The organism is Pseudomonas alkylphenolica (genome assembly GCF_004025535.1).
GTDB classification, from domain to species: domain Bacteria; phylum Pseudomonadota; class Gammaproteobacteria; order Pseudomonadales; family Pseudomonadaceae; genus Aquipseudomonas; species Aquipseudomonas alkylphenolica_A.
Window position 1 is genome coordinate 280,548 of the sequence record NZ_QJRG01000048.1, and the last position, 23,667, is coordinate 304,214.

General features: G+C 62.7%; 19 protein-coding genes. 3 read left to right on the forward strand and 16 right to left on the reverse strand.

The window, feature by feature from the left end:
• Positions 1-47: 47 nt before the first annotated feature.
• Positions 48-1,049, forward strand: coding sequence for an AraC family transcriptional regulator (locus tag DM813_RS21965; RefSeq protein WP_128325503.1), 1,002 nt, complete (start codon positions 48-50; stop codon positions 1,047-1,049).
• 3 nt (positions 1,050-1,052) lie between these two features.
• On the opposite strand, the gene DM813_RS21970 is transcribed toward DM813_RS21965, so the two are convergent.
• The 3 genes from DM813_RS21970 to DM813_RS21980 form a co-directional block, all read right to left on the reverse strand.
• Positions 1,053-2,963: a tyrosine-protein phosphatase gene (locus DM813_RS21970; RefSeq protein ID WP_128325504.1), complete on the reverse strand. Its 1,911-nt coding sequence runs from the start codon at positions 2,961-2,963 to the stop codon at positions 1,053-1,055.
• Positions 2,964-3,106: 143 nt separating this feature from the next.
• Positions 3,107-3,961 (reverse strand): type 1 glutamine amidotransferase domain-containing protein, encoded by an 855-nt coding sequence (locus DM813_RS21975; protein ID WP_128325505.1) that lies wholly within the window; start codon positions 3,959-3,961, stop codon positions 3,107-3,109.
• A complete protein-coding gene (locus DM813_RS21980; RefSeq protein ID WP_128325506.1) occupies positions 3,958-4,275 on the reverse strand; it encodes a putative quinol monooxygenase in 318 nt (105 codons plus the stop codon). The genes DM813_RS21975 and DM813_RS21980 overlap by 4 nt, the downstream gene beginning before the upstream one ends.
• Positions 4,276-4,371: 96 nt before the next feature.
• Here DM813_RS21980 and DM813_RS21985 point away from each other — a divergent pair, with 96 nt between their 5' ends.
• Positions 4,372-5,289, forward strand: coding sequence for a LysR family transcriptional regulator (locus DM813_RS21985; RefSeq protein ID WP_128325507.1), 918 nt, complete (start codon positions 4,372-4,374; stop codon positions 5,287-5,289).
• A gap of 9 nt (positions 5,290-5,298) precedes the next feature.
• Here DM813_RS21985 and DM813_RS21990 read toward each other — a convergent pair whose 3' ends face one another.
• A complete protein-coding gene (locus tag DM813_RS21990) occupies positions 5,299-7,272 on the reverse strand; it encodes a BCCT family transporter (RefSeq protein ID WP_128325508.1) in 1,974 nt (657 codons plus the stop codon).
• Positions 7,273-7,356: 84 nt separating this feature from the next.
• Positions 7,357-8,157, reverse strand: coding sequence for an SDR family NAD(P)-dependent oxidoreductase (locus tag DM813_RS21995; protein ID WP_128325509.1), 801 nt, complete (start codon positions 8,155-8,157; stop codon positions 7,357-7,359).
• Positions 8,158-8,313: 156 nt separating this feature from the next.
• On the opposite strand from DM813_RS21995, the gene DM813_RS22000 reads away from it, so the two are divergent.
• Complete coding sequence (locus DM813_RS22000; protein WP_128325510.1) at positions 8,314-8,889, forward strand: TetR/AcrR family transcriptional regulator; 576 nt, start codon at positions 8,314-8,316, stop codon at positions 8,887-8,889.
• 3 nt (positions 8,890-8,892) lie between these two features.
• On the opposite strand, the gene DM813_RS22005 is transcribed toward DM813_RS22000, so the two are convergent.
• The 11 genes from DM813_RS22005 to DM813_RS22055 all read right to left on the reverse strand — a co-directional run bounded on the left by DM813_RS22005 (position 8,893) and on the right by DM813_RS22055 (position 23,651).
• Entirely contained in the window at positions 8,893-11,421 is a 2,529-nt protein-coding gene (locus DM813_RS22005) for a fused MFS/spermidine synthase (protein ID WP_128325511.1), read from the reverse strand.
• A gap of 82 nt (positions 11,422-11,503) precedes the next feature.
• Positions 11,504-13,069 (reverse strand): arylsulfatase, encoded by a 1,566-nt coding sequence (locus DM813_RS22010; protein WP_128325512.1) that lies wholly within the window; start codon positions 13,067-13,069, stop codon positions 11,504-11,506.
• Between the two features lie 101 nt (positions 13,070-13,170).
• On the reverse strand, positions 13,171-14,172 hold the full coding sequence (locus DM813_RS22015) for an HAD family hydrolase (protein ID WP_128325513.1): 1,002 nt from the start codon (positions 14,170-14,172) through the stop codon (positions 13,171-13,173).
• A gap of 27 nt (positions 14,173-14,199) precedes the next feature.
• Complete coding sequence (locus tag DM813_RS22020) at positions 14,200-15,507, reverse strand: BatD family protein (RefSeq protein ID WP_128325514.1); 1,308 nt, start codon at positions 15,505-15,507, stop codon at positions 14,200-14,202.
• Positions 15,504-17,105: a VWA domain-containing protein gene (locus DM813_RS22025; protein ID WP_128325515.1), complete on the reverse strand. Its 1,602-nt coding sequence runs from the start codon at positions 17,103-17,105 to the stop codon at positions 15,504-15,506. Before DM813_RS22025 ends, DM813_RS22020 begins: the two co-directional genes overlap by 4 nt.
• Before the next feature lies 1 nt (position 17,106).
• Complete coding sequence (locus DM813_RS22030; RefSeq protein WP_128325516.1) at positions 17,107-18,108, reverse strand: vWA domain-containing protein; 1,002 nt, start codon at positions 18,106-18,108, stop codon at positions 17,107-17,109.
• The gene (locus tag DM813_RS22035) at positions 18,095-18,601 is read right to left on the reverse strand and encodes a DUF4381 domain-containing protein (RefSeq protein WP_128325517.1); all 507 of its coding nucleotides are present in this window, start codon (positions 18,599-18,601) and stop codon (positions 18,095-18,097) included. The genes DM813_RS22030 and DM813_RS22035 overlap by 14 nt, the downstream gene beginning before the upstream one ends.
• Positions 18,598-19,557, reverse strand: coding sequence for a DUF58 domain-containing protein (locus tag DM813_RS22040; protein WP_128325518.1), 960 nt, complete (start codon positions 19,555-19,557; stop codon positions 18,598-18,600). Before DM813_RS22040 ends, DM813_RS22035 begins: the two co-directional genes overlap by 4 nt.
• Positions 19,558-19,561: 4 nt before the next feature.
• Entirely contained in the window at positions 19,562-20,536 is a 975-nt protein-coding gene (locus DM813_RS22045; protein WP_128325519.1) for an AAA family ATPase, read from the reverse strand.
• Between the two features lie 123 nt (positions 20,537-20,659).
• A complete protein-coding gene (locus DM813_RS22050) occupies positions 20,660-21,166 on the reverse strand; it encodes a DUF3015 domain-containing protein (protein ID WP_128325520.1) in 507 nt (168 codons plus the stop codon).
• Between the two features lie 139 nt (positions 21,167-21,305).
• Positions 21,306-23,651 (reverse strand): tetratricopeptide repeat protein, encoded by a 2,346-nt coding sequence (locus tag DM813_RS22055; protein ID WP_128325521.1) that lies wholly within the window; start codon positions 23,649-23,651, stop codon positions 21,306-21,308.
• Positions 23,652-23,667 lie beyond the last annotated feature (16 nt).

Below are 23,667 nucleotides of genomic sequence, written 5' to 3' on the forward strand. Positions count from 1 at the left end.
GCGCATTCCCGCGCCTGCCCGCGCTCCTGTTCAAGGCGACACTGACGGTGTATTCCAGCCCAACCCGCAAGCCCATCATCCTTCGCGCTGACGTGATGAACAGCGATGTATTCGAGGCGATGTTCGCCCAGCTGTTCGGCAACCTCTATGCCGATACCCCGCCGCTGCCCAACGACATCGTCATCGGTGGCGTCTATGGCCGCTATGAAGGTGTCAGCTTCCGGCACATGCACTATCAGGGCGACTTCACCATCACGCTCCCCAGCCCCGCAGACGAAATCACTTTCGTGCTGCCCATTGCCGGCAAGATCATCGTTAACCAGGCCAGCGATAGCGTGGGCTCGAGCCACGTCGGCCTGGCCATCGACAAACGTGAGATGCACTCGATGCGCGTGGTCGACGGTCATTCCCAGCATGGCCTTTCGATTCGCCGTTCGCTGCTGACCGAACGATTGTCGCTGTTGCTGGGCAAGCCGATCGTGCAAGCGCTGCGCTTTGAGCCACGGGTGAACCTTGACGTACCGGCGTTGCAGGGCATCCGGGCGCTGGTGCAACTGGCCACTGGCAACGACTTCGACCTGCTGATCAACACGGGCTCATTGATGCCGGTACGCCTGCAGGAAATGCTCATTGATGCAGTGCTGGAAGCCTGGCCACACAATTTCACCGAGGCGTTGCGCCGCCCAGCGCCCCGGATTGCGCCGCGCCATGTGAAGGTGGCCATGGATTACATCCACAGCCATCCGCAGCAACGGGTCGGCAGCAGTGAACTGGCGCAGTTGAGCAATACCAGCCTGCGAGCGCTGCAGGACGGCTTTCAGCGCTTTGCCGGCACCTCGATTGTTGCCTACCAACGCCAGGTACGCCTGGAGCAGGCCTACACGGCATTGGCCAGCGACGGCGCGCCGTCGGTCTCCGAGGTGGCCTTGCAACATGGTTTCAGCAACGTCGGCAGGTTCTGCCAGTATTTCCAGGGCGCTTACGGCGTAAGCCCCGCCGATGTGCGAAAGCGCCCGACGCTCTGCATCGGCAGCAGATCGCCGGGCTGAGGGTCAGAACAGGTAACTGGCCTTGAGGCTGCCACTGGCACCGTGGCTGTCGCCGCCACCACTGGCACCCACCTCAGCACCGACACTCAAGGCGCCCAAGGTCGCCATCAGGTTGACCCCGGCGCTGAACTGGTCGCGGTTATCAAAGGCAGCGCGCTGTTCAACATCCAGGCCGAGCAAGTGCCCCTGGCTGTCGAGGGTGTTATCGCCCAGTACGTGCTCATAGCCGACGTCGATGCCCGGCACCCATTGCCAGGCGCCGACGTCAAAGGCGCTGAATGATGCATTGAGGTTGACGAAGGCGCTGGTACGGGTCTCGCTGATGCCGTCTACCGCCAGCGCCAGTTCGCTGCCTTTTTCCGTAAAGTCGGAGATATCCAGATGGCTGGCGCGCACACCGAGAGTCGGCTCAAGCACCATGCCGTTCACCGGCGTGCGATAACCCAAGGCCAGGCTGGCGCCCGTGAGGGTGCCGTGGCTGTCGCCTTTGGCCGTGCCCAGGCCACCGCCCAGGTCACGTTTGCTGTCGTAGTCCAGCCAGCCGGCGCTGGCATCGGCGTCGACGAACACCCCGTGTTCCAGGCCATCGGGCGCAAAGCGTGCGCCGGCGCGGATGAAGCTGAGGTCGGTATCCACCTCGCCGCCTGCCCCGCCCACCGAGCCGTTGCTGTAGCCAATACCGGCATAGGCACTGAGCTGCTCCGAGAAGCGTTGGGTCAGGCCGACCATCATGCCCTGGCTGTGTTCATTGCTGCTGGCGGCGTGGTTCGAGCCGTCGGTACCCAGGTAGCTGGCCAGCGCGGTAGTCCACAGGCGGTACTGCCCGACCTTGAGCTCGGTACCCCGGGTGTAGGGCGTCGCCGCCTGGTCGATCAGCGCATCCTGGCGCAGCAGGTAGCTGGCCGCATCGGCATGCACCTGGCCGCCAACCGTCGACTCGACGCCGCCAAGGGTGCCGGCATCAATGGCCGATTGCAGGTAGAAGTTATAGGCCGTGTCGGCGCCGGACAGGCTGCTGTTCTGCAGCTGTTGCAATAAAACGGCACCCGCCGCCGCATTGCCGAGCAACCCGGCCTGGCCCGGCAGGCTGTTGTATTCGACCAGTTTGGCGCGCAGCACGTAGAGCGTCTCTTGCGACAGGCCCAGGCCGGTCTTGAGGTAGTTGTCCATGCTGCCGTACTGGCTGATCACTTCGTCCAGCCCGGCTTGCAGGAAGCTTGCGTCGACGGTGAGCATCGGGCCATAGATGGCGGCCATGCTCGCCGGCATCGCGGCCAGGGTTTTGGCCACGCGCGCTGCGGTGTAGTCATTGGTCGCCAGGTAGTCCGCCATGATCGTGGCGTTATCGACACCCGCCAGGCTCAACAGCACTGCCGAAGTCCAGCCGGTGCGGTCCTTGCCGGCCGTACAGTGAAACAACGCCGCGCCGTCGACATCGGCCAGCGCCGTGAACAGCGCCCCGAACTGGTTGCGCATGCCGGCATCGCTGACAAAGCTGCGGTTGGCGTCCTGCATCATGGCCATGGCCTGGTCTGCACTGCTGATCGAGACGGTGGTGATATTGGCCCCGGAAGTCCCGCTGCCAATAATGTCGATGTTGCGGTAGGTCGCCCCGGTGAGCAGGGTGTCGGGGGTGGCGGCGATCTCACTGGGTGTGCGCAGGTCGTAGATGGCGCGGATGCCCAGACCGTTGAGGGTAGCCAGGTCAGCGGCCGATGGCGTCAGGGCGTTGGAGCGGTAGAACACCCCGGCGCGCATCGTGCCATCATTGCGCGTGGTGTAGGCGCTGGTGGTACCGGCGACATCGCGAAAGTTGTCGATACTCGCCAGGCGCGGCGTATCGAGGGTGGCGGCCTGGGCAGCGGCGATGGACAGGCTCAGGACAGACAGCGAACACAAAAGACGTTGAAACACGGTGCAGCCTCATAGATGACAGCGTTGGGCTGGCCACTATTGAGGGCACACATGAAACTAAATGTTACAGAGCAGTGGCTACCGCAAATCGCTGCGCGATCTGTCCTCAGACCGCGCGATCTGTCCGTACGGGGGTGCAGGGGTCAATCTTTCTGTCGGGCGTCGAGTTTTTCTACCAGCGCTTTGGCCAATGCGTGATCCGAGAACGGGTTTTGCCCGGTGATCAGCTCGCGATCCACCACCACATTGGGCATCCACGCTTGCGCATAGCTCATGTTGCCACCCGCACCGGCCATGGCCTTGGCCGGGTAGAACAGCAGGCGCTCACCCTTGAGCGAACCTTCGAACACCTGTTCTTCCGGGTCCGAGAAGATGGTCATGCGGTAGCCCTGATAGATCCAGTTGCTGGCCGCGGGTGTCTCGCCGCGGCTGAGCGCCGCCTGGTAAGCGGCCGGATCCTGCTGTGCTGAAAGCAACGCGATCGGGCCATGGCAAATGGCGGCCGTGGGCTTGCCGGCCTGATGGAAATGGCGCAGCAAGGCGCCGACCTGCGGGTTGTTGGCCAGGTCAATCAGCGGTGCATGGCCCCCAGGAATCAGCAACCCGGCGTAACGGTCCAGGTCCCCGGAAAGTACCTCGCTGAGTGACAAGCTATCGTTGATGCCGGGCAGGCCGTCAACGACTGACTGGATGCGCTGCATTTGCGCGGTGTCTTTGCCGAAATACGAGGGGTCGATCGAGGTTTTATCGACACGTGGCGCGTTACCCTTCGGGGTCACCAGCACCAGCGTGTAACCGGCCTTGATCAGTTCATTGGCCGGTACACCGAACTCGTTGAGGTAATAACCGGTGGTGTACTGCTTGCCACCCTGCAAGGGCAGCTGGTGTTCGCTGGACAGCAACACCAGCACCTCGCCTTTGGACGCGGCCGCCGCCGTGCCGGCCAGCAAGGTACCGGCCAAGGCAAGGGCCACTTTATTGATAGTGTTCCGGGTCATGCGCCTGCTCCATTGAACGGTGCCAGATCCAGCGCACGGCCCAGACGAACCTCGACCGGGGCCGCTACCCACTCGCCCGTGGCGGCCCGATAGGCCTGGTAGTGCGCACTCTGGCGGTGTGCTTCAACCGCCGCGGCGTCGATGTAGAGTTCGAACAGGTCGAAGGCCAGTTCGCCACCTTCGCGCACGAACAGGTCGTAACGCAGGTTGCCCGGCTCGGCACGGGAACGCTCGACCATCACCCGCAGTGCTTGCTCCACGGCTTCACGGTGCTCGGGTTTGGGGCGGATTGTGGCAAAGATGCTGATGGTCATGGGGTCTCCTGAGGGTCAGCGATGTCAGTAGCCACTATCCTAGACAAGTCGCTAAGATTCGAAAATTCGAAAGCTTTAATTTCTGGCATTCAAAATATGAATATCAACAAGAAGGACCTGAACCTGCTGCTGGTGTTCCATGTGCTCTACCAGGAGCGCAATGCCTCGTTGGCCGCCACGCGCATGGCCCTCAGCCAGCCGGCGCTCAGCCACAAGCTGAACAAGCTGCGCCAGCAACTGGGCGATCCGTTGTTCGTTCGCGCACCGCGTGGCCTGTCGCCAACACCCCGTGCGCACGAGCTGGCTCCGCAGGTGCAGCGCCTGGTGGGGGAACTGGAGGCCTTCTACGAGCACTGCGACGGCAGCGACTTTCTGGCCCGCGCCGAACGCATCCACCTCTACAGCACCGACTACGTCGAGCAAACCTTGCTGCCCGGGCTGCTGCCGATACTGCGCAGCCAGGCGCCCAATCTGGTGTTGATCACCCACAACACCCGCGGTCAGTTGCCGCGTGAGGCGCTGGAAAAAGGCACCTGCGACGTCGCCATCGCCGGTTTCTATACCGACCTGCCGGATACCTTTCACCAGCAACGCCTGCTCAGCGAAGACTTTGTGGTGCTCGCCTCCAAGGGCAATACGCGACTGGGCAAGGGCCTGGACCTGGATGCCTTCCTGGCCTGCGAGCACCTGCTGACCACCCTCACCGGCGATCTGGACGGTGTGGTGGACAAAGCCTTGCAGGCCAAGGGGCTGAATCGGCGGATCGCCGCAGGGTTATCGAGCTTCATCGCCCCGAGCCGGCTGATCCGCGGCACCGACATGCTGCTGACCTGCCTGCGCTCACTGGCGGTCGAGGCGGTGGAACATGATGCCGACCTGCGCCTGCACCCGCTGCCGTTGACACTGCCACGGGTCGAGGTGATGCAGATCTGGCACGCCCGCACCGACGCCGACCCGTTGCGGCGCTGGCTGCGCCAGCAGGTGCACGCCGTGGCCCAGGGGCTTGGGGGCTAAGAGACGCGGTCAACGTACCATGTGCAGGTAGTGCAAGTGCCGCTCGTACTGATCGAGGATGTCGCCGATCACATCTTCACGGCTCCAACCCATGATGTCGTAATCCTGCCCACCTTCGCGCAAGTGCACTTCAGCGCGAAAGTACTTGCGTGCCTCGTTGCCCTCATCATTTTCCTGCAGCACGAAGCTGGGCATCACGAAAGCGCGCGGGCGCACCTCGTAGAGAAAGCGCCCTTCGCCGGCATGGTCCAGCTCCAGGGTAATGCGCCCATCGTCCTGCTCGTCGACGGCCACGTCGTACCCTTGCTTGCGCAACTCTTCCGCCACTTCGTCGCAGGCCGGTTTGACCACTTCGGCGATAAACCGGGTGACGTGCGCGCGCCGCGGCATCATGGCGATGTTGCGCAGCCGTCGCTGCCAACCACCGAACGAATGCGCGGCATGCCGTGGCGACGGCAGCGCCTGGTAGCGCAAGCCCTGGCGGGTCGCGTCGAGGTTGAGTGCACGGAACAAGCCCCAGATCGAGGCCAGCAGGATCAGCGAGAACGGCAACGCACTGGCAATGGTTGCCGTTTGCAGGGCCTTAAGGCCGTTAGCCAGCAGCAACGCGATTGCCACCACACCGATGCTCACCGACCAGAAGATGCGCTGCCACAGCGGTGAATGGTCATGCCCGGAAGACGCCAACATGTCCACGACCAAGGCACCGGAGTCGGCGGAGGTGACAAAGAACACCACCACCATCAGCACCGCGAGCATCGAGATCAGCGACGAAAACGGGAAATGCTCAAGGAAGGCGAACAACGCAAGGGAGCTGTCCTGGTCGACCACTGCCGCCAGGTCGGTGATGCCCTCGTTGAGGATCATGTGCAGCGCCGAATCACCGAACACCGTCATCCACAACAGGGTGAAACCGGCCGGTACAAACAATACCCCGCAAATGAACTCACGGATGGTCCGCCCACGGGAGATGCGGGCAATGAACAGGCCAACGAACGGTGACCACGACAGCCACCAGCCCCAGTACAGCAAGGTCCAGCCGCCAATCCAGTCGGTCGGCTCGTAGGCATACAGGTTGAAGGTTTTGTTGACGATGTCGGACAGGTAAGCCCCGGTGTTTTGCACATACGCCTGCAGCAGGAACACCGTGGGCCCCAGCAACAGCACGAAGCACATCAGCACCACCGCCAATGCCAGGTTGAGCTCCGAAAGGATGCGGATGCCCTTGTCCAGCCCGCTTGCCACCGACAATGTCGCCAACCCGCAGGTCACTGCAATCAGGATGATCTGCACCGTAGTGTTCACCGGCACCCCGAACAGGTGGTGAAAGCCGCTGTTGATCTGCAATACGCCGTAGCCCAGTGAGGTGGCGACGCCAAACACAGTACCGAGGATGGCGAACACGTCTACGGCATGACCAATGGGACCGTAGATACGCTCGCCAATCAGCGGATAAAGCGCCGAACGAAGCGTCAGCGGCAGGCCTTTGCGAAAGCTGAAATACGCCAGAATGAGCCCGACGATGGCATAGATCGCCCAGGCGTGCAGGCCCCAATGAAAGAAGGTGATTTTCATCGCCTCGCGGGCCGCCTGCACCGTACCCGCCTCGCCCACCGGCGGGCTGGTGAAATGCATGACCGGCTCGGCCACGCCGAAAAACATCAGGCCGATGCCCATGCCGGCGGAAAACAGCATGGCAAACCAGCTTCTACTGCGGTACTCCGGCTCACTGTGGTCGGGGCCCAGCTTGATGTCGCCATAACGGCTGATGGCCAGGAACACCGCGCTGATCAGGATCAGCGCGACGGCGAGGATGTAGAACCAGCTGGCGTTGGTAAAGATCCACTGCTGGACATGGTTGAACTGGCTTTGTGCCTGTTCCTGGAACACCACGGCATACAGCACCAGCAGGAATATCAGCACGGCACTGGTGTAGAACACCGGCGGGTTGAGGGTGCTGCGGGGCTTGACCGGCGTTTGCATCGTCAGGGCGTCTCCGTGACTGCTTGCGGTTAGCAGACAACCGGCCGCAGTTACCGGACGATCGCGCGCCTGATCAAGCGTAGCTCACCGTGCCGGTTCAGCCGCAAGCAGGTAACGCGCCGCCACCTGATCCTGTTTGATGTTGCCCAGCAACGCCTGCCGGGCTGCCTGCATGGCCTCCCAATGGGCCCCGTCCTGCAACGGCGGAATGGTCACCGGTTCACGGCGATCAAAACCGGCCAGCGCGGCGTCGACCAGCGCGGCGACCTCCATCACCGCCTCCAGGCTGTTGATGTCCACCCCCGAACGCTCCCAGATTTCCGTACGGGTCGCGGCCGGCAATACCGCCTGCACATAAACACCCTGTGGCGCGAGTTCCAGGCTCAGGCCTTGCGACAGGAACAACACGAATGCCTTGGTGGCGCCGTACACCGTCATGGCGAACTCCGGCGCCAGGCCGACCACCGAGCCGATGTTGACGATGGCGCCCTCACCGGCCTGGGCCAGACGCGGCGCGATGGCGTTTGCGAGCTGCACCAGCGCCAGGGTGTTGAGCGTCACGATGCCGGTAATGCTCTCACTCGACTGATCGATGAAGCGCCCCGAACGGGCAGCGCCCGCGTTGTTGATCAGCACGCCGATACGCGTGTCATCACGCAAGCGGGCGGCAACGGCGGCCAGTTCATCTGCCTGGGTAAGGTCTGCTGCGAGGACATCCACCGCCACCTGGTAACGGTCGCGAAGCCGTGCCGCGAGTGCCTCAAGGCGCGAACGATCACGGGCAACCAGCACCAGATCATGGCCACGCTGGGCAAAGCGGTCTGCGTAGGTAGCGCCAATGCCAGAAGAAGCGCCGGTAATGAGGACGGAGGGAAGCGAGTTCATAACGTAGCTCTCATGTGCTGAAGTCGAGGGGTACTGCTCGGGCAACGAACGTTATGATGATGATCATAATCTTAACCGTCAACTGTTTTGATGATGAATGACATCTATGTATACTGGCCACTCATCCTGACCACGAACATGCAGAGGTCTTCCATCATGAAAGTCAGCAAGGCGCAGGCGCAGGCCAACCGCGCGCATATCGTCGAGACGGCATCACAGCTGTTTCGCGAGCGTGGCTACGATGGCGTGGGTGTGGCGGACCTGATGGCCGCAGCCGGCTTTACCCATGGCGGGTTCTACAAGCACTTCGGCTCCAAGGCCGACCTGATGGCTGAAGCGGCCGCCTGCGGGTTGGCGCAAAGCAGTGGCAGTACCGCTGACCTGGACGGCACCGCATTCATCGACCGTTACCTGTCACGTGAACACCGGGATGCACGCGGTTCCGGCTGCACCCTGGCAGCCCTGGGCGCCGATGCTGCACGCCAGTCACCGGCAATCAAAGCCACTTTCGCAGAGGGTATTGAACGCATGCTTGCCGAGGCCTTGGCACGCTCGGGCCAGACGCCAGACGAGAGCGATCAGCACACCGTACGGGCAGCGAAGATCAACGCCATCGCCCAGGCGGTCGGCGCGCTGATGTTGTCACGCGCCTGCCCGGACGATTCGCCGTTGGCCGACGAGGTACTTGAAACCTGTCGACGCGATCTCCACGCCAGGTCATCGAAGCCTTGACCCTCACTGCCCCGCGCCCATGAACCAGCGGAAATACGGGTTGCGCCCCTCTCCTTGCATCAGCAACCGTGCCTCGCGCGCCCAGCCCTCGCGGTTGCCGTTGTAAGCCAGCAAGGTCAGGCCATAAAAGCGCCGCAGTACCTGCCACTGATCCTCAACCGCCGCTCGCTGGCCAACATCGGCATTGAGTAGCGGCGGCGCCTTGCGCAACGCCAACAGTTGCGGCAAAACGCGGGTGATCTCCTTGGCGCGTACCCATGGCGCGTACTCGATTCGCGGCCGGTCATCGGTCACCGCCAGTGCCTGACCGGCAAAGCGCTCCAGCCCTTCGCGGTCGGTCACCCAGGTGGCCAGCAAGGCATTGACGGAATCCACCCCGACTTCAGCCAGAGCCTTGGCCACTGGCGGTTCGGCAAAACGCTGGCTGATTCGCGTGTAATCCAGCTCCTGTGGCGTCAGCGAGCCAACCAGGAGCATCTCGTGAAACTCCGTAGTCCACAGCGAGGCATGCGGGAAGACATCCAGAAAGCTGCGTACCAGCGAACGGCTGTCGTCTTCGTTCTGGGTCGGCAACGGTAACCATTGGGCGACGATGCCGTCGGCTTCGAGGCGCTCGGCGGCCAGTTGATAGAAGTCCCTTGAATAGAGGTTGACCACGCCGGCCGCTGAAGGCGGTGGTGGCTCCAGGGTAATCAGGTCGTAGCGCTCGGCACTGCGCAACAGCTCCCGGCGGCCATCGCGCAGGCGGATGTCCAGGCGCGGGTCGCTGATCGCGTTGAAATTGCCGGAAAACAGCGGCGCTGCGGCCAGTACCTCCGGCAGCAGCTCCGCCACCACCGGGCGTTGCAGCCCCTGATAGCGCAACATGGCCCCGGCGGTAATACCGGTACCAAAGCCGATGACCATGGCCGAACGTGGCTCGCCGTGGTGAATCAACAACGGCAACAATGCCTGCAGGCGCATGTAGCGCAGCGACGGCATGGCATCACCGGTATTGGAAACGCCCTGGATGTACAGGCGGCTGAATGTGCGTGCCCCGCGTTCCTGGGACACCACGGCCACCGTGCCGCCTCGCCCTTCCTGATAAAACGTGATCTGACCGCCGCGTGCGCCCGGCAGCAACTGCGCCAGGCGCTGGGGCGGCGTCAAGACACCGATGACCAGCGAGGCCAGGGTCACGCCGAGGATCGCCGCGCGCATCCCCGGGCGCACCGCAACGCCCCGCCAGATGACCACGCAGCCGACTGCTGCCGCCAGCAAGGCAAGCACCACCAGCGTGCGTACCAGCCCCAGCTGTGGCACCAGCACGAAACCGGTGAGCATGACCCCGGCGATACCCCCCAGGGTGTTCAGCCCCACCACTGTACCGACATCCCGGCCCGCCTGGGCGCTGTCGGCGCACAATCTCAGGGCCAGGGGAAAGGCCGCACCGAGCAGCGTGGTGGGCAGGAACACCACGCACAAGGCGGCGGTGGCAAAGCGTGCGCACATGCCGGCCAGCTCATTGCCGGTCACCTGCAGGACCACGGCCTCCACTTGCGTCTGGGCAATGATCAACCAGCGGCCAAGCCCGGCGATCTGCACCAGTGCCAGCAACCCGGCCAGGGCGATCAGCAACCCGAACAACCCCCACGGATCACTGATCCGGTCGGCACGCCGAGCGTAGATCGCACTGCCCAGCACCAGGCCGGCGAGGTACGTTGCCAGCACTACGGCAAAGGCGAACGCGCGGGTACTCATGAACTGGACAATGGACTGCGTCCACACCACCTCATAGCCCAGCGCCACGCCCCCGGCCAGGCAATACAGGGCGATCGCCAGGGTAGCGCTGGGGCTGCGCGGCGAGGCGGCGGCAGGCGGTGCGGGTACCAGCGGTGGGGCTGCACGGCACGACAGCCAGGCCCCGGCGGCGGCCAGCAGGTTCAGGCTGGCAGCCACCAGAGCGCTGCCGGTGACGCCAAGCTGAGGCAGCAAGACAAAGGCTGCGAGCAAGGTGCCAAGAATGGCCCCGGCGGTGTTGGCCGCGTACAGGCGACCGCCCGCCTCAGCCATTTGCCCTTGGGCGGGCGTCAGCGCCCTCACCAGCACAGGCAGCGTGCCACCCATCAAAAAAGCAGGGACGCCCACCAGCAAAAACGGCAGCAGCCAGGCCAGCAAGCCAACACTGGCTTCCAGCCGGGCAAACAGTCCGGCGGCATTGGCCAGCGCCAGCGTACTGAGCACGCCCAGCACCGCCACGGCCAATTCCAGGCTGGCATACAGCCTGACCGGGCGCTGCAGGCGATCGGCCCAACGCCCGAACACCAGGCCGCCCAAGGCCAGCCCGGCAAAAAATGCGCTGATGCCGGTGGTGATGGCGTACACCTCCACCCCCACCACCAGCGACAGTTGTTTGACCCACAGCACCTGGTACACCAGCGCGGCGGCACCGGAAATGCAGAGCAAAATGGCAGGAATCAGCAGCTGCAGCGACAGGCGTTTGCCCGCTTCTTGTGCAGCGGCGCTACGGGTGGAGTTGACGGCTGAGCGCATCAATTGGCCTTATCGGATCAGCAGCTATCCGAAATACAAGTCGTAAGAAAGCGCCCGTCGGTTGACGGGCGCTGGCACGGCCTTACTTCTTCATCTTCTCTTCGATTTTCTTGTCTACGTCAGCACGGATCTGGTCGATGCTGAAGCTCGCCGGGCGTTGGCTCGGCGGATAGTCTACAAAGGTTTGCAGGAAGGCAGCAGCCTTACGTGTACCTTGGAAAATCAGGTAGTCGTTCTTGGCCAACCAATCGTAGTACTGGTCCGAAACGACGTCCGCCCTCTCATACGGGTCCATGCGCAGGTTGAACAGCTTCGGTACCCGCAAGCAGGTGAAGGGCTCACTCCATACTGCGAAGCCACCAGGTGCGCGCTGCTCACAGAACACCAGCTTCCAGTCACCGAACCGCATGGAGACCAGCTCACCGTCATCGTTGAAGTAGTAAAACTCATCACGGGCGCTCTTGTCGGCTTTACCGGTCAGGTAATCCAATTGGTTGAAGCCGTCCAAGTGCACCTTGAAGTTCTTACCACTGACGTCAGCACCTTTGAGCAAACGCTCCTTGATATTGGTATCACCCGCTGCTGCCAGCAGTGTGGGGAACCAGTCGAGCCCCGAGAACAACTGGGTGGAGACAGTGTCGGCCTTGATCTTGCCAGGCCAGCGTACAATTGCAGGCACCCGATAAGCGCCTTCCCAGTTGGAGTTTTTCTCGTTACGGAATGGCGTGGTCGCCGCATCTGGCCAGGACCACTGGTTCGGGCCGTTATCGGTGGTATAAACGACGATGGTGTTGTCGGTGATTTTCAGGTCATCGAGCTTCTTCAGTAGTTTGCCGACGTCGCCGTCGTGCTCAAGCATGCCGTCGGCGTACTCGTTACCTGGCATACCGCTCTGCCCTTGCATGGCCTCGCGCACATGGGTAAAGGCATGCATGCGCGTAGTGTTCATCCAGACAAAGAACGGTTTGTCAGCCTTGGCTTGTTTGTCGATGAAATCCATCGCTGCCTGGGTGGTTTCGTCATCGATGGTTTCCATGCGCTTCTTGTTCAGCGCCCCGGTGTCTTCGATCTTGCCGTCGGCACTGGACTTGATCACACCGCGGGGAGAAGCAGCCTTGACGAACTCCTGATCGTCTTTGGGCCAGTACGGACGCTCAGGCTCTTCCTCGGCATTGAGGTGGTAGAGGTTGCCGAAGAACTCGTCGAAGCCGTGGTTGGTCGGCAGGTACTCGTCCTTGTCCCCCAGGTGGTTCTTGCCGAATTGACCGGTGGCATAGCCCTGGGCCTTGAGCGCCTGGGCGATGGTCACGTCACGCGCCTGCAGGCCGACCGGCACCCCGGGCATGCCCACCTTGGAAAGGCCTGTGCGCAAGGCCGCCTGACCGGTGATGAAGGTTGAACGGCCTGCGGTGCAGCTGTTCTCCGCGTAATAGTCAGTGAACAGCATGCCTTCCTTGGCAATCCGGTCGATGTTGGGCGTTTGGTACCCCACCACACCCTTGCCATAGGCACTGATGTTGGTCTGCCCGATGTCATCGCCAAAAATCACCAGAATGTTGGGCTTATCCGCCGCATGCACCGCCCCCGCGCCTAACGCCACCGAGGCGGCGAGTGTCATTGTTGTAAGCCACCTACTTCTGAGTTTCATAAGGCCATTTCTCCGTTTCACGTTACTGGCTAATGCCACGACTTCGTGCACCACAGGGTTCGACTGCTGAACGAAATCCCTGTGCACCTGTGGTGTATTGATTACTGCTCTTGAATGCTTTCGAACGGGTAGACACGGCGCCATTCCCGCGCCATGTCCACCACCACCCAATTGCTGTTGCGTGCCGCTTCCAGTGCCTTGTCCAGGCGCCCGACCTTGCTGTCACGGTCGTACGCCCACTCGCGTTTGCTGTCGGTATGGTGGACCAACCCGGCAAAGCGTTTGCCGGGGCCGGCCATGGTCCACTGGAGCATCTGCAGGTCGCCGTCGGAGTTGCCAAAGGCCAGGATCGGGCGGCGGCCGATGATGGAATCGATGCTGACCGGTTTGCCCGGTCCATCATCGTTGTGCACCAGTTTTGGCAAGCGCTGGATAGTCAGCTCGCCATTTTTGTCCTGGAAGCGGGCGTCGAGGGTGGTGCCGATGACCTGCTCGGGCGGAATGCCGTAGACCTCCTCGGCAAACGCGCGCATAAAGGCCACTTCACCACCGGAGACGATGTAGGTCCTGAAGCCGTTTTCACGCAGGTACTGGAGCAACTCCAGCATGGGTGCAAAGACCATTTCGGTATAGGGCTTGCCGGTTTTGGGGTGGACTTTTTTCGCCAGCCAGCTGCGGGTCTGGGCAATGAACGCTTCGGTACTCACCCCGGCATGGGTGGCGGCGACGATTTTCAGCATACCGTCCATGCCACTGGCCGCCAGCGCCTTCTGGTCGCCTTCAAGCACCGCCTTGAACGGCTGCTGGGTTTTCCACTCGGGGTGTTGCGGGGCCAGGCGCTTGACTTCGTCCAGGGCAAACAGCACTTCGAAGTACAGCGGCTGCTCGCTCCACAACGTGCCGTCGTTGTCGAACACGGCAATGCGCTCTGCCGGTGCCACGTAGTCCTTGCCACCTTGCTCGGTGACCGCGCCGACAAACTGCTCGATGGCCTCGCGCGAGGCGCCGTTGTACCACGATGGCAACGGGTCCGCGGCCTGACTGAGCAGCGGCACCAGCAACAGCAGCATCACAATCCAGCGCATCGCAATCGTCTGAGGCATATGACGTCCTTGAGCAGTTCCCACGAGTCAGGGGTTCAACGATTTCAATCCATGGCGCGCCGTGCTGGCCTTGACCGGGGTCAGCTGCGGTTGCAACGCCTCGAGCGCCTGAATCAACGGCGCCGCCTCGTCCTCAGTCGAGACGGCAGTGCCATAGCGAATCTTGAGCAAGTCTAGTGAAGGATTTACGTTGTTGTCGGGCGACTGTGCACAAATTTGTGCGAGGGTTCGCAGCCCGGTGCTGCGCCGCACCCACAGGTACAACGCGCCCAGTTGCGGCGGGCGGGCGCTCAACTGTTCACGGGCCAGTTGCCGGGCGAACTCTGGCGATGCCAGCCAGGCGCTGTGCCGCTCGGCTCGCCAGCGCCGGAACCACTCGCGTGCCGCCTGGGCCCAGGGGCGGCCGAAGTAGATCAGACCTGCCGCCAGCATCACCACAGTCAGTGCCAGGAGCCAGTGCCCGGCAAGTCGAACGTGAGCCTTCTGGCCAAGGTCGCGCAGGTCCTGGGTGATGGAAAACGGTGCGGTGTAAGTCCCTTCGGCAGCGTCGAAGGTCAGCTTGTCGACCGACGCACTGTGCGCCTCACCGGTACTGGCATCCCACCAGTCGAGGGTGATCGCAGGCAGGTTGTAGGCGCCGGCTTTAGCGACCACATAAGTCACGCTGTCTTCACGCCTGCCGCCCCGGGTACCGCCACGGCCATCACTGAGCGGCGTAACCTTGGGGGGTTGCACGTAGCGTTTCAGGCCATCGATCTCGGCAAACGCCAGAGGTGGAATCAGCATGGCCTGGGCGCCTTCGGCCTCAACGGTGACGGTACGGGTAATGCTGTCGCCGACCCGCAGCGGGTCATGGGAATGCTGCACCTGCTGGCTGAGAGTCACTTTGCGGGCGACCAGTGGGTGCTTATCACCTGCCTTGGCACCGGCAAGCGCCTTGGCGACAAAACTCAAGGGCTGACTGCTCACCGTCACCGGACCGTCGCCCTGCCCCGGCTGCACCTGAAACTGCAGCGCCGGAATATCGAACTGCTGCGCTGCTTGCGGGGTGATCTGGTAGGTGTAGCGCAAACCGTAGAACGCCTTGCCATCAAGCTTTTCGTTCAGGTGCTGGGCTTCGCCGCTGGGGGGCGTCACCACACTACCCGGCAGGTTCAGCGGTGCCAGCACGGGCGCGGCGGTGAACCAGGTATCGACCAGCAGGTCGACCTCCATCGTCAGGGTGGCGCCGACCATGACGCCGGTGTCTGGCACCAGGCGGTTTTGCACCCGCACATCGGGGGCTGCCCACGCCAACAACGGCAACAACAGCACGCCACACAACAGCCGTCTCATGGTGCGCCCTCCCCGGTCTGTTGCCGCGCCGCGTCCTGGAGCCTGAACTTGCGTTTGAGGAACTGCGCCGGCGAGGTCGTCAGGTTGTTCAACCATAGCTGGTCGGAGGCCGCTTGCGGTGTGGTTTGCTGCTGCTCCTTGCCGCCGGTGCTCGGCGTCTGGTCCTCGACTACCTTGTCGGCTTTCTCATCCGGCGTACCGGCCTCTTGCTGGTCTTCATAGTCTTTCAACAACGCCTGGGCCAAGGCGAGATTGGCCGTCGCCTGGGGAAAATCGGGCTGCTTTTTCAATGCTTGCTGATAGGCCGCAATGGCCTGGGTGAACTTGAATCGATGGACGTAGATGTTGCCCAGGTAGAAGAACGCCGGCGCCGAATCCAGGCGGGCGAAGCTTGCCAGCGCGGCGTCGTAGTCTGCCGCGTTGTAGGCAGCCAGGCCTTTCCAGTACGGGTCGCTGAAGTGCGCGGCGGCCTGCGGGTAGTGGCCGTGTTCGAACGCCCAGCGGCCCTGTTGGTCCGGGGTGAAAAAGGCGTCGGCCAGCGCCCCGGCCCGCGCAGAGTCGGGGCTGGCGCTCAACAATACCGCCACCAGCAGGCCGCCAAGCCAATGCACTCGCCACCCACGGCGTACACAACACAAGGCAATCAGCGCCAACGGCCAGCACAGCCAGTAGCCGGCGTCTTTCCAGTACACCTGCTGCGTATCGCCCTGCACTTGCTGGAAATGCTGCTGGGCGTGCAGTTCGATCCAGTCCAGGTCGTCATCATTGAGGGTCAGGCTGCCCAACGGTGCATCCGCGGCGCTGGCCAGTTGCTTGAGGCCCTGGGCATCAAAGCGGGCAACCAGTGGCTGCCCATCGTTACCAATACGAGGTTGCCCGTGGGCATCGCGCAGCAAACCACCATCCTGAGCACCTACTGCCAGCACCAGCACCTGCAGATCGGTGCCTGACAGCAGTTTGGGTATGGCTGCGAACTGCTCGGGCGCTGCGCCATCGGTCACCAGCAACAGGGTACCGGGCATTTTTTCTGCATCCAGAAGTTTTTTGGCTTGCCCGATCACGCCGGCAACGTCCTTGCCGATGTTGTCCATGAGGTCGGTCGACAAGGCCTGCACGAAGGTGTTGAGCAGCTCCGGGTCTTCGGTGGCGGGCAGGACCAGGTGGGCACTGCCGGCATAGGCGATCAGCGCAGTACGCGCCCCGGCGCGGCGCTGGATCAGATCTTGCAGTTTGTGCTTGGCAGCAGCGAGGCGCGATGGCGGAACGTCATCCGCGTCCATCGACGGCGACAGGTCGACAGCGATAATCAGCGGTGCACGGTTGTCGAGAAAGTCCGGTATGTCCTGTTGCCAGGTCGGCCCGGCAGCGGCCACGCCTCCCAGTGCAAGCAGCGCAGCCAGCAAATAGACGGGGCGCAACTGTTGGTGGTCGACCGGGGTGATCAGCAGATGCTCGAGCAAATGCGGGGCAATCAGGCCGTTGAGTTGGCGTTTGAGATCATGCCGGCGCAGCCACAGCCACGGCAGGAGTGCTGCGGGTATGAGCAGTAGCAACCAGAGCGGGCGCAGGAAGTGAAAGGCACTGAAGTCCAGTTCCATATCAGTGCTCCGCATGCAACAGGCGGCTGCGACCGCGCGCGAACCGGCCAAACAGTGCAGCCAACAGATGACTGACCAGCAGCAGTAACAAGGCGCCCCCCAACGGCAGCCAGAACAGGTCGCGCTTGGGCTGGTGACTGAAGGTTTTCACCTTGTGCGGGGTGATCTGGTCGAGGGTGGCGTAGACCGCCTGCAGCGCGTTGCGGTCATCGGCGCGGAAAAAGCGACCGCCGGTGGTTTGCGCAATGGCCTGCAGCGTTTGCAGGTCAACCTTGCCCTCCCCCGTGGCTTGCGGGTCGCCGATGCCGATGGTGTGCACGACAATTCCGCGCTGCCTGGCCATCTGCGCCGCATGGTCAGGGGTGATTGCACTGCCGGTATCATTACCGTCGGTGAGCAGGATCAGCACCTTTTCCTGTTCGTCGGCTTTGTCCAGCAGCTTGATCGTCAGGCCGATGGCATCGCCCAACGCAGTGTTCGGGCCGGCCATGCCGATGCCGACTTCATCGAGCAGTACACCGAGGCTGGCGTGATCGAGGGTCAGCGGCGCCTGGGGATAGGCACCGGTGCCGAACACGATCAGGCCGATGCGGTCGTCCTTGCGTTGCGCAATGAAGTCGCGCACCACGCCTTTGACTGCGGTCAAACGGTCGCTCTGCTGGCCGCTGGCGTCGGTGTAATCGGTAGTCTGCATCGATTGCGAGATGTCGATGGCCAGCATCATGTCGCGAATCGGTTGCTCATGTTCAATGGCCTTTTCCACCCATACCGGGCGTGCACAGGCTGCCAGCAACAGTGCCCATACCAGGCAATTGAGCGGCAGCTGCCAGCGCCCGCCAGTGGCAGCAGCGGTGCCCGGTGTCTGCCCCGCAGCCCGGCTCATAGCGGCAAAGAACGGTACCCGCAACGCGCTGCGCGCTTCGCGATAGTCACTCAGGTAGCGATAGGCCAGCCAAGGCAACGGCAGCAGGAACAGCATCCAGGGGTAATCAAACTGCCACATGATGGGCCTCGATCCATTGCTTACTGAGCGCAAACAGCGCCGTCACTTCCTGTTCTGCAATCCCTGCCAATGCCGTGTCCGGGGCATAGGCCAAGGTAAACAGCTGCCCGGCAAAGTTTTCTGGCAAGGGTGTTTTCGCTCGCTGATTGAGAAACGCCTGCCACTGGTCACCGCTCAGGCTTTGCACCGCCGGTGCATCGACCATCGACAACGCCACCCGCTTGAGTAACGCCGGCAACGCACGCAGTGCACCCAGACGCTGGCCGGAATCACTCAACGACTGCTGCAAGTATCCCAGTTGCTCCAGTGCTTCGCGGCGATAGCGATCCTGTTGCCAGCGTCGCCAGCGGCGAATACCCCACAGCGCCGAGATGAACACCACGACCAGCAACAGCACCAGCCAGCCCCAGGTCTGCGGCACATAACTGAACGGCGGTACCGGCGTCGGCAGCACCTGAAGCTGATCGATGCTCGGTACGACGGGGGCGGTCACCGTGCCACCCCGGACAGTCGCCCCAATTCACGGCGCAGCTGTTCAAGCGGGTCCTGGCCGGTGTCGATCATCATCAGCGGCACCTGGCTGCGCCGCAGCATGTCTGCCACCTCGCGCAGCCGCCCGGAGAGAAACTCGCTCAAGGGCCGATACACCTGGCGGCGCTCGACATCCAGTTCAACCTGCAACTCACCCTGGGTCACGGTCACCCGGCCGGATGCCGGTATGTTCAAGGCCAGGGGGTCATACACCTGCAAGGCAATGACATCGTTATGCGCATTCAACTGTCGCAGCAGTTGCAGCGTCTGTGCCGTGGCGCCGGCAAAATCACTGATGATGCATACCAGGCAATCATGCCCGGCGGCGCTGATGCAATTGCGCAACACGGTATCCAGTTGGCCGTCGCCTTCGCTGTCCGGATTGGTAGCCGACAGCTTCTGGTTGCTGCGTACAACCGCTGCGCACAGGGCTTCGACCCGTGACCGGCTGCGCAGCGGGCGAATGTGCTGCACGTGGTGATCATCGAAGACCAGACCACCGACGCGGTCGCCGGCATGAAAGGCAATCCACGCGCACACTGCCGCAAGCTCGGCGGCGACCACCGACTTGAAGCTGCGCCGCGAGCCAAAGAACATGCTCATGCGCTGGTCTACCAGCAGCAAGGTAGGCCGGTCGCGCTCTTCGGTGAAAGTACGTACAAAAGGTTTGCCGTAGCGCAGCGAGGCGCGCCAGTCGAGGTGACGCAAGTCGTCACCGGGGATGTACCGGCGTAACTCGTCGAAGCTCAGACCACGCCCACGCAAACGCGAGGCATGGTTGCCGGACAGAATGCTCGACAGCGGCTGACGGGCGAGAAAACTCAAGCCGCGCACGCGGTGCTCCAGGGCCATCAGTTGCCCGAGCGAGGCATGCACGAAGCCATCGGCAGGCGGGTTATCCAGCGTTGAAGTCGTCATGGTCTCAAGCCGGAATGGCGACACGGTCGAGCAGACGGTCGAGCACCTGGTCGGCACCTACCCCGTCGGCGATGGCGTCATACGACAGCTGCAGGCGATGGCGCAGTACCGGATGCACCACGGCCCGCACGTCGTCGGGCGACACGAAGTCGTTACCGGCCAACCAGGCATGCGCCCGCGCCACACGGTCCAGGCTGATGCCGCCCCGGGGGCTGGCGCCGATCTTGATCCAGCGGGCCAGGTCCGGGTCATAGTCGGCCGGGTGCCGCGTGGCGTTGATCAGGTCGATCATGTAGCGATCGATCGCATCGCTGACGTGCAACCCGGCGACTTCGCCGCGTGCGGCAAAGACCACCTCCTGAGGCAGTTGCGTCGGCGCCTTGCGGGCCACATTGCCTTGCTGCTCCTCGGCACGTACCAGTTGCAGCACGAGGATCTCATCCTCGACTTTGGGGTAGTCCAGTTGCAACTTCATCAGAAATCGGTCCATCTGCGCTTCGGGCAACGGGTACGTGCCTTCTTGCTCGATGGGGTTCTGGGTCGCCATGACCATGAACAGGCCCGGCATCGGGTAGCTTTGCCCGGCCACTGTGATCTGGCGCTCTTCCATGGCTTCGAGCAAGGCAGCCTGTACCTTGGCCGGGGCGCGGTTGATTTCGTCGGCCAGAATCACGTTGCCGAACAGCGGGCCAGGCTGAAATTTGATCTGGTTACCTTCAGCCGTTTGCTGCAGGATCTCCCCGCCGGTGATGTCCGACGGCAGCAGATCGGGGGTGAACTGAATGCGGCGCATTGTCGCGTCCAGATGGGTGGACAGCGCCTTGACGGTGCGGGTCTTGGCCAGGCCCGGCAAACTCTCGAGCAGCACGTGACCGTTGGCCAGCAAGCCGAGAATCACGTGCCGAATGGTGTCGGCCTGCCCCAGTACCTGTTGGGCTACGGTGGTTTCAAGTGCGGCTACCTGTTCTCGTATGGTCACCGGTTCTATCCTTGAGTCGATCATGGTGGGGTAAATCCAGCAGTGAAGCAGGCGAATGCGACAAGACCCTGGCTGCGCAGAAAAAGCCCTCCAGGGAGGGCTTGATCACCAAGCGCCAGGTGATTAGCCCGGTTCCTGCACGTAGCGCGCCAGGCGTGAGTCGCGACTCATCACCGCCTGGGTATTGCTGTAGACCTGCTGGGCAGTGACGTTCTGGTTGGCGAAAATCTCGTCGAAATGCTGTTGTGTGATGCTGGCAAAGTGTTGGCGATCATCGTTGGGCACCCCCAACAAAGTGGCGTAGGCATTCAATGACTCACCGCCGCCCTTGGCCATATCTTCGGAAATGCCTTCCAGCATGTTGTTCATTGCCAGCCACGAACGGCCGCCATAACCCAGTTTTACTTTCGAATCGCAACCGTTGGTACCTGAGGTCAGGCCAAAGGTGGCGTTGCCCGAAGTGCCGTTGGTGGTGGTCGCCAACAGGTGCGGCGCCAGGCCGCTTTGGCCATCGAACAGCATGTTGCCCCAACCGCAGCCTCCCCCACCGGCCTGGCCTGCCTGCGCGGAAATCGCGGCGGTACTGAGGAGCCCAAGTAACACTGCCTTGCCGATCAGCTTGTTTGTCATGCTCGTACTCTCTTGGTCGATTTACGCCACAGACACGTGAAAGCCCTCACTACCCTGCGTTGAACACGCGCCCTCGCTAGAGGGTTTAGGCGATCCGCCCGACAAGTTCAAATTTGCCGGGCAAAATAAATCGCCTGCCTCATGGTTTCTGCCAGTAGGGCTCGATGGCCTGCAGGCGCGGGTCGTCCGGCGCGACCTTGCGCATGCGTTGCACGTACTCGTAGGCGTCGCTGCGCTCCCCCGCCAGGGCGTGCAGATAGATCAGCGAATAAAGCAGGTCGGTGTCCTCCGGCGCCTGGGCAAGCCCTTGCTGCAGGGCCTTGATCGCTTCATCGCGGCGATTGAGTCGCGACAGCAGCAGCCCCTGGTTGTAGCGGATGCGGGTGTTCTGCGGCAACGCCTGCGCTGCGGTTTCCATCCACTGCGGCGCCTGGTCGAGCTTGCCTTGCTCGACCAGCAGCAAGGCCAGCATGTAGGCCAGGTTACCGTGGTCGGTGGCAGGCATTTTTTCCAGCGCCAGCCCTTCGCGCAGTAGGCGCTCGGCTTCATCCAGCTGCTGCGCGCCGCTGGCCAGGGTCACCAGGTTGACCCGTGCCGGGACGAAGTACGGGTCCAGTTTCAGCGCCTGGTGATACTCCTCCATCGCTTCGCTGTTACGGCCCTGGCGGCTCAACAGCACCGCCAGGTTAAGGCGTCCGCCGGGCAGTTCGGCATTGCCGCGCAGGCGTTTCTCGTAGTCGGCAAGCATGCTGGTGAAGGTTTCGCGCGACTCGGCAGGCAATTGCTGCGCCGGGACATCGGCCAATACCCGCAGGGTTTCGTCACGTACGGCCAGAGTCGGGTCCTTGAGCAGCGGCAGCAACGGTTGCAGGCGCTGCTCCGGCGGCACACTGGAAAAACCGGAAACGGCATAGGCACGCACCAACGCACTCTTGTCCTTCAAGGCCCAGCCCAGGCTGATCACCGACTGCTGGCCGAGGTCGGCCATTTGCTGGGCCGCTGTGGCACGCACAATGGCCGGCTTGCCTTTGTCGGCGAGCAGTGCATTGAGCTCGCTCAAGGCCACCCCCTGGCCGCTGCGCACCGCGTGGAAGTTCTCACCATAGTGCGGGGGACGTTGCGGTGTACCGAACCAGCCCTCGATAGCCGTGGCGGCCCATTGCGGTTTCTGATCGGTGTGGCAGCTGGTGCAGGCATCAGGGCTGGCGTCTTTGCTGGACAGGTCCGGGCGAGGAATGCGCAAGCTGTGGTCACGGCGCGGGTCGACCACCATGTAGGTCTTGGTCGGCATGTGGCAGTTCACACATTGAGCGCCCGGAGTACCCGGCTCGTGGTGGTGGTGGGCCTGGCTGTCATAGTCCTTGGCTTGCAGGCTGGGAAAGCGCGCCAGGGGTGGCTGGCTATTGTGGCACTGCAGGCAGAGCCCGTTACCTTCGATCTTGACCTTGTTGGTGTGCGGGTTGTGACAATCGGTGCACCCTACTCCTGCGGCGTACATCTTGCTCTGGGTGAAAGAGCCATATTCGTAGACTTCGCCGTCGATCTGGCCGTCGGCGTGATACAGCCCCGTGCGCAGCGTCGCCGGCAAGCTCTGGTCCAGTTGCGGATGGCCCGGCAGTTGACCGACTCCGAGGGTTTGCCGGCGGCTGTGGCAGAAGGCGCATTGCTCAACCAGCCCCTGGCTGCCCAGCGCCTTGTAATCGACGGTCAGCCCTGTGTCGGTCGCCGAGCTGTAGTTTTTCTCACCGGGTTTGGCGGTTTTTGCCCAGTTGACGTGGGCCTTGCCCGGGCCGTGGCAGCTCTGGCAGCCGACGTTCTGTTCCTGCCAGGTAGAGGCAAAGCTGTCGTCACTGTCGTTGTAGTTTTTCAGCAGCCGGGTCGAGTGGCAGTCAGCGCACATGCCGTTCCAGTTCTGGTACCGACCGGTCCAGTGCAAGGGGTCGTTGGGTGCAAAACGCTGGCCCGGGTACAGCGAAAACCAGCGCTGGCCACCCTGTTCCTTGGCCCGGCTGTCCCAGGCGATCGTCAGGGCCTGCAGCCGTCCGCGCGGCAGCGACACCAGGTACTGCTGCAGCGGGTAGTGACCGAAGGTGTAGCGAATCTCGAAGTCGGCGGGTTTACCGTCTTCACCTTCGGTGTTGACGAAAAAGCGCTCGCCCTTGCGGAAAAACCTGGCCTTGACTCCGGCTTCGTCGAAGTGTCCACCTTTGAAATTGCCCAGCACGTTGCTGCCAGTGGCTTCACGCATGGCCCAGCCATGATCGGAATCTTTCCACTGCGCGGCCTCTTCAGCATGGCAACCGAGACAGGTGGCTGCGGCCACATAGCCTTCTGCCGGTGCTGCCTGTGCAGCCTCGCGTGCCGTGCTGACGGTTTCTTCTGCCCAGGCCGGATACAGGCTGCAGAGCCCGGTCAGCAATACACCAATCCGTGCCCACTGCCGAAGTTGCAACAGCACACGCTTGCCTGACGTCTCACGCCCCATTCCCTGCTCCACGGTC

Bases quoted from the DNA above. Each gene is read 5' to 3' on its own strand.
- DM813_RS22040 (WP_128325518.1), bottom strand. From the start codon at position 19,557: ATGACGACTTCAACGCTGGATAACCCGCCTGCCGATGGCTTCGTGCAT.
- DM813_RS22005 (WP_128325511.1), bottom strand. From the start codon at position 11,421: ATGCGCTCAGCCGTCAACTCCACCCGTAGCGCCGCTGCACAAGAAGCG.
- DM813_RS21990 (WP_128325508.1), bottom strand. From the start codon at position 7,272: ATGCAAACGCCGGTCAAGCCCCGCAGCACCCTCAACCCGCCGGTGTTC.
- DM813_RS22015 (WP_128325513.1), bottom strand. From the start codon at position 14,172: ATGCCTCAGACGATTGCGATGCGCTGGATTGTGATGCTGCTGTTGCTG.
- DM813_RS22055 (WP_128325521.1), bottom strand. From the start codon at position 23,651: ATGGGGCGTGAGACGTCAGGCAAGCGTGTGCTGTTGCAACTTCGGCAG.
- DM813_RS22025 (WP_128325515.1), bottom strand. From the start codon at position 17,105: ATGGAACTGGACTTCAGTGCCTTTCACTTCCTGCGCCCGCTCTGGTTG.
- DM813_RS22020 (WP_128325514.1), bottom strand. From the start codon at position 15,507: ATGAGACGGCTGTTGTGTGGCGTGCTGTTGTTGCCGTTGTTGGCGTGG.
- DM813_RS21980 (WP_128325506.1), bottom strand. From the start codon at position 4,275: ATGACCATCAGCATCTTTGCCACAATCCGCCCCAAACCCGAGCACCGT.
- DM813_RS21985 (WP_128325507.1), top strand. From the start codon at position 4,372: ATGAATATCAACAAGAAGGACCTGAACCTGCTGCTGGTGTTCCATGTG.
- DM813_RS22030 (WP_128325516.1), bottom strand. From the start codon at position 18,108: ATGTGGCAGTTTGATTACCCCTGGATGCTGTTCCTGCTGCCGTTGCCT.
- DM813_RS21975 (WP_128325505.1), bottom strand. From the start codon at position 3,961: ATGACCCGGAACACTATCAATAAAGTGGCCCTTGCCTTGGCCGGTACC.
- DM813_RS21995 (WP_128325509.1), bottom strand. From the start codon at position 8,157: ATGAACTCGCTTCCCTCCGTCCTCATTACCGGCGCTTCTTCTGGCATT.
- DM813_RS22010 (WP_128325512.1), bottom strand. From the start codon at position 13,069: ATGAAACTCAGAAGTAGGTGGCTTACAACAATGACACTCGCCGCCTCG.
- DM813_RS22000 (WP_128325510.1), top strand. From the start codon at position 8,314: ATGAAAGTCAGCAAGGCGCAGGCGCAGGCCAACCGCGCGCATATCGTC.
- DM813_RS22050 (WP_128325520.1), bottom strand. From the start codon at position 21,166: ATGACAAACAAGCTGATCGGCAAGGCAGTGTTACTTGGGCTCCTCAGT.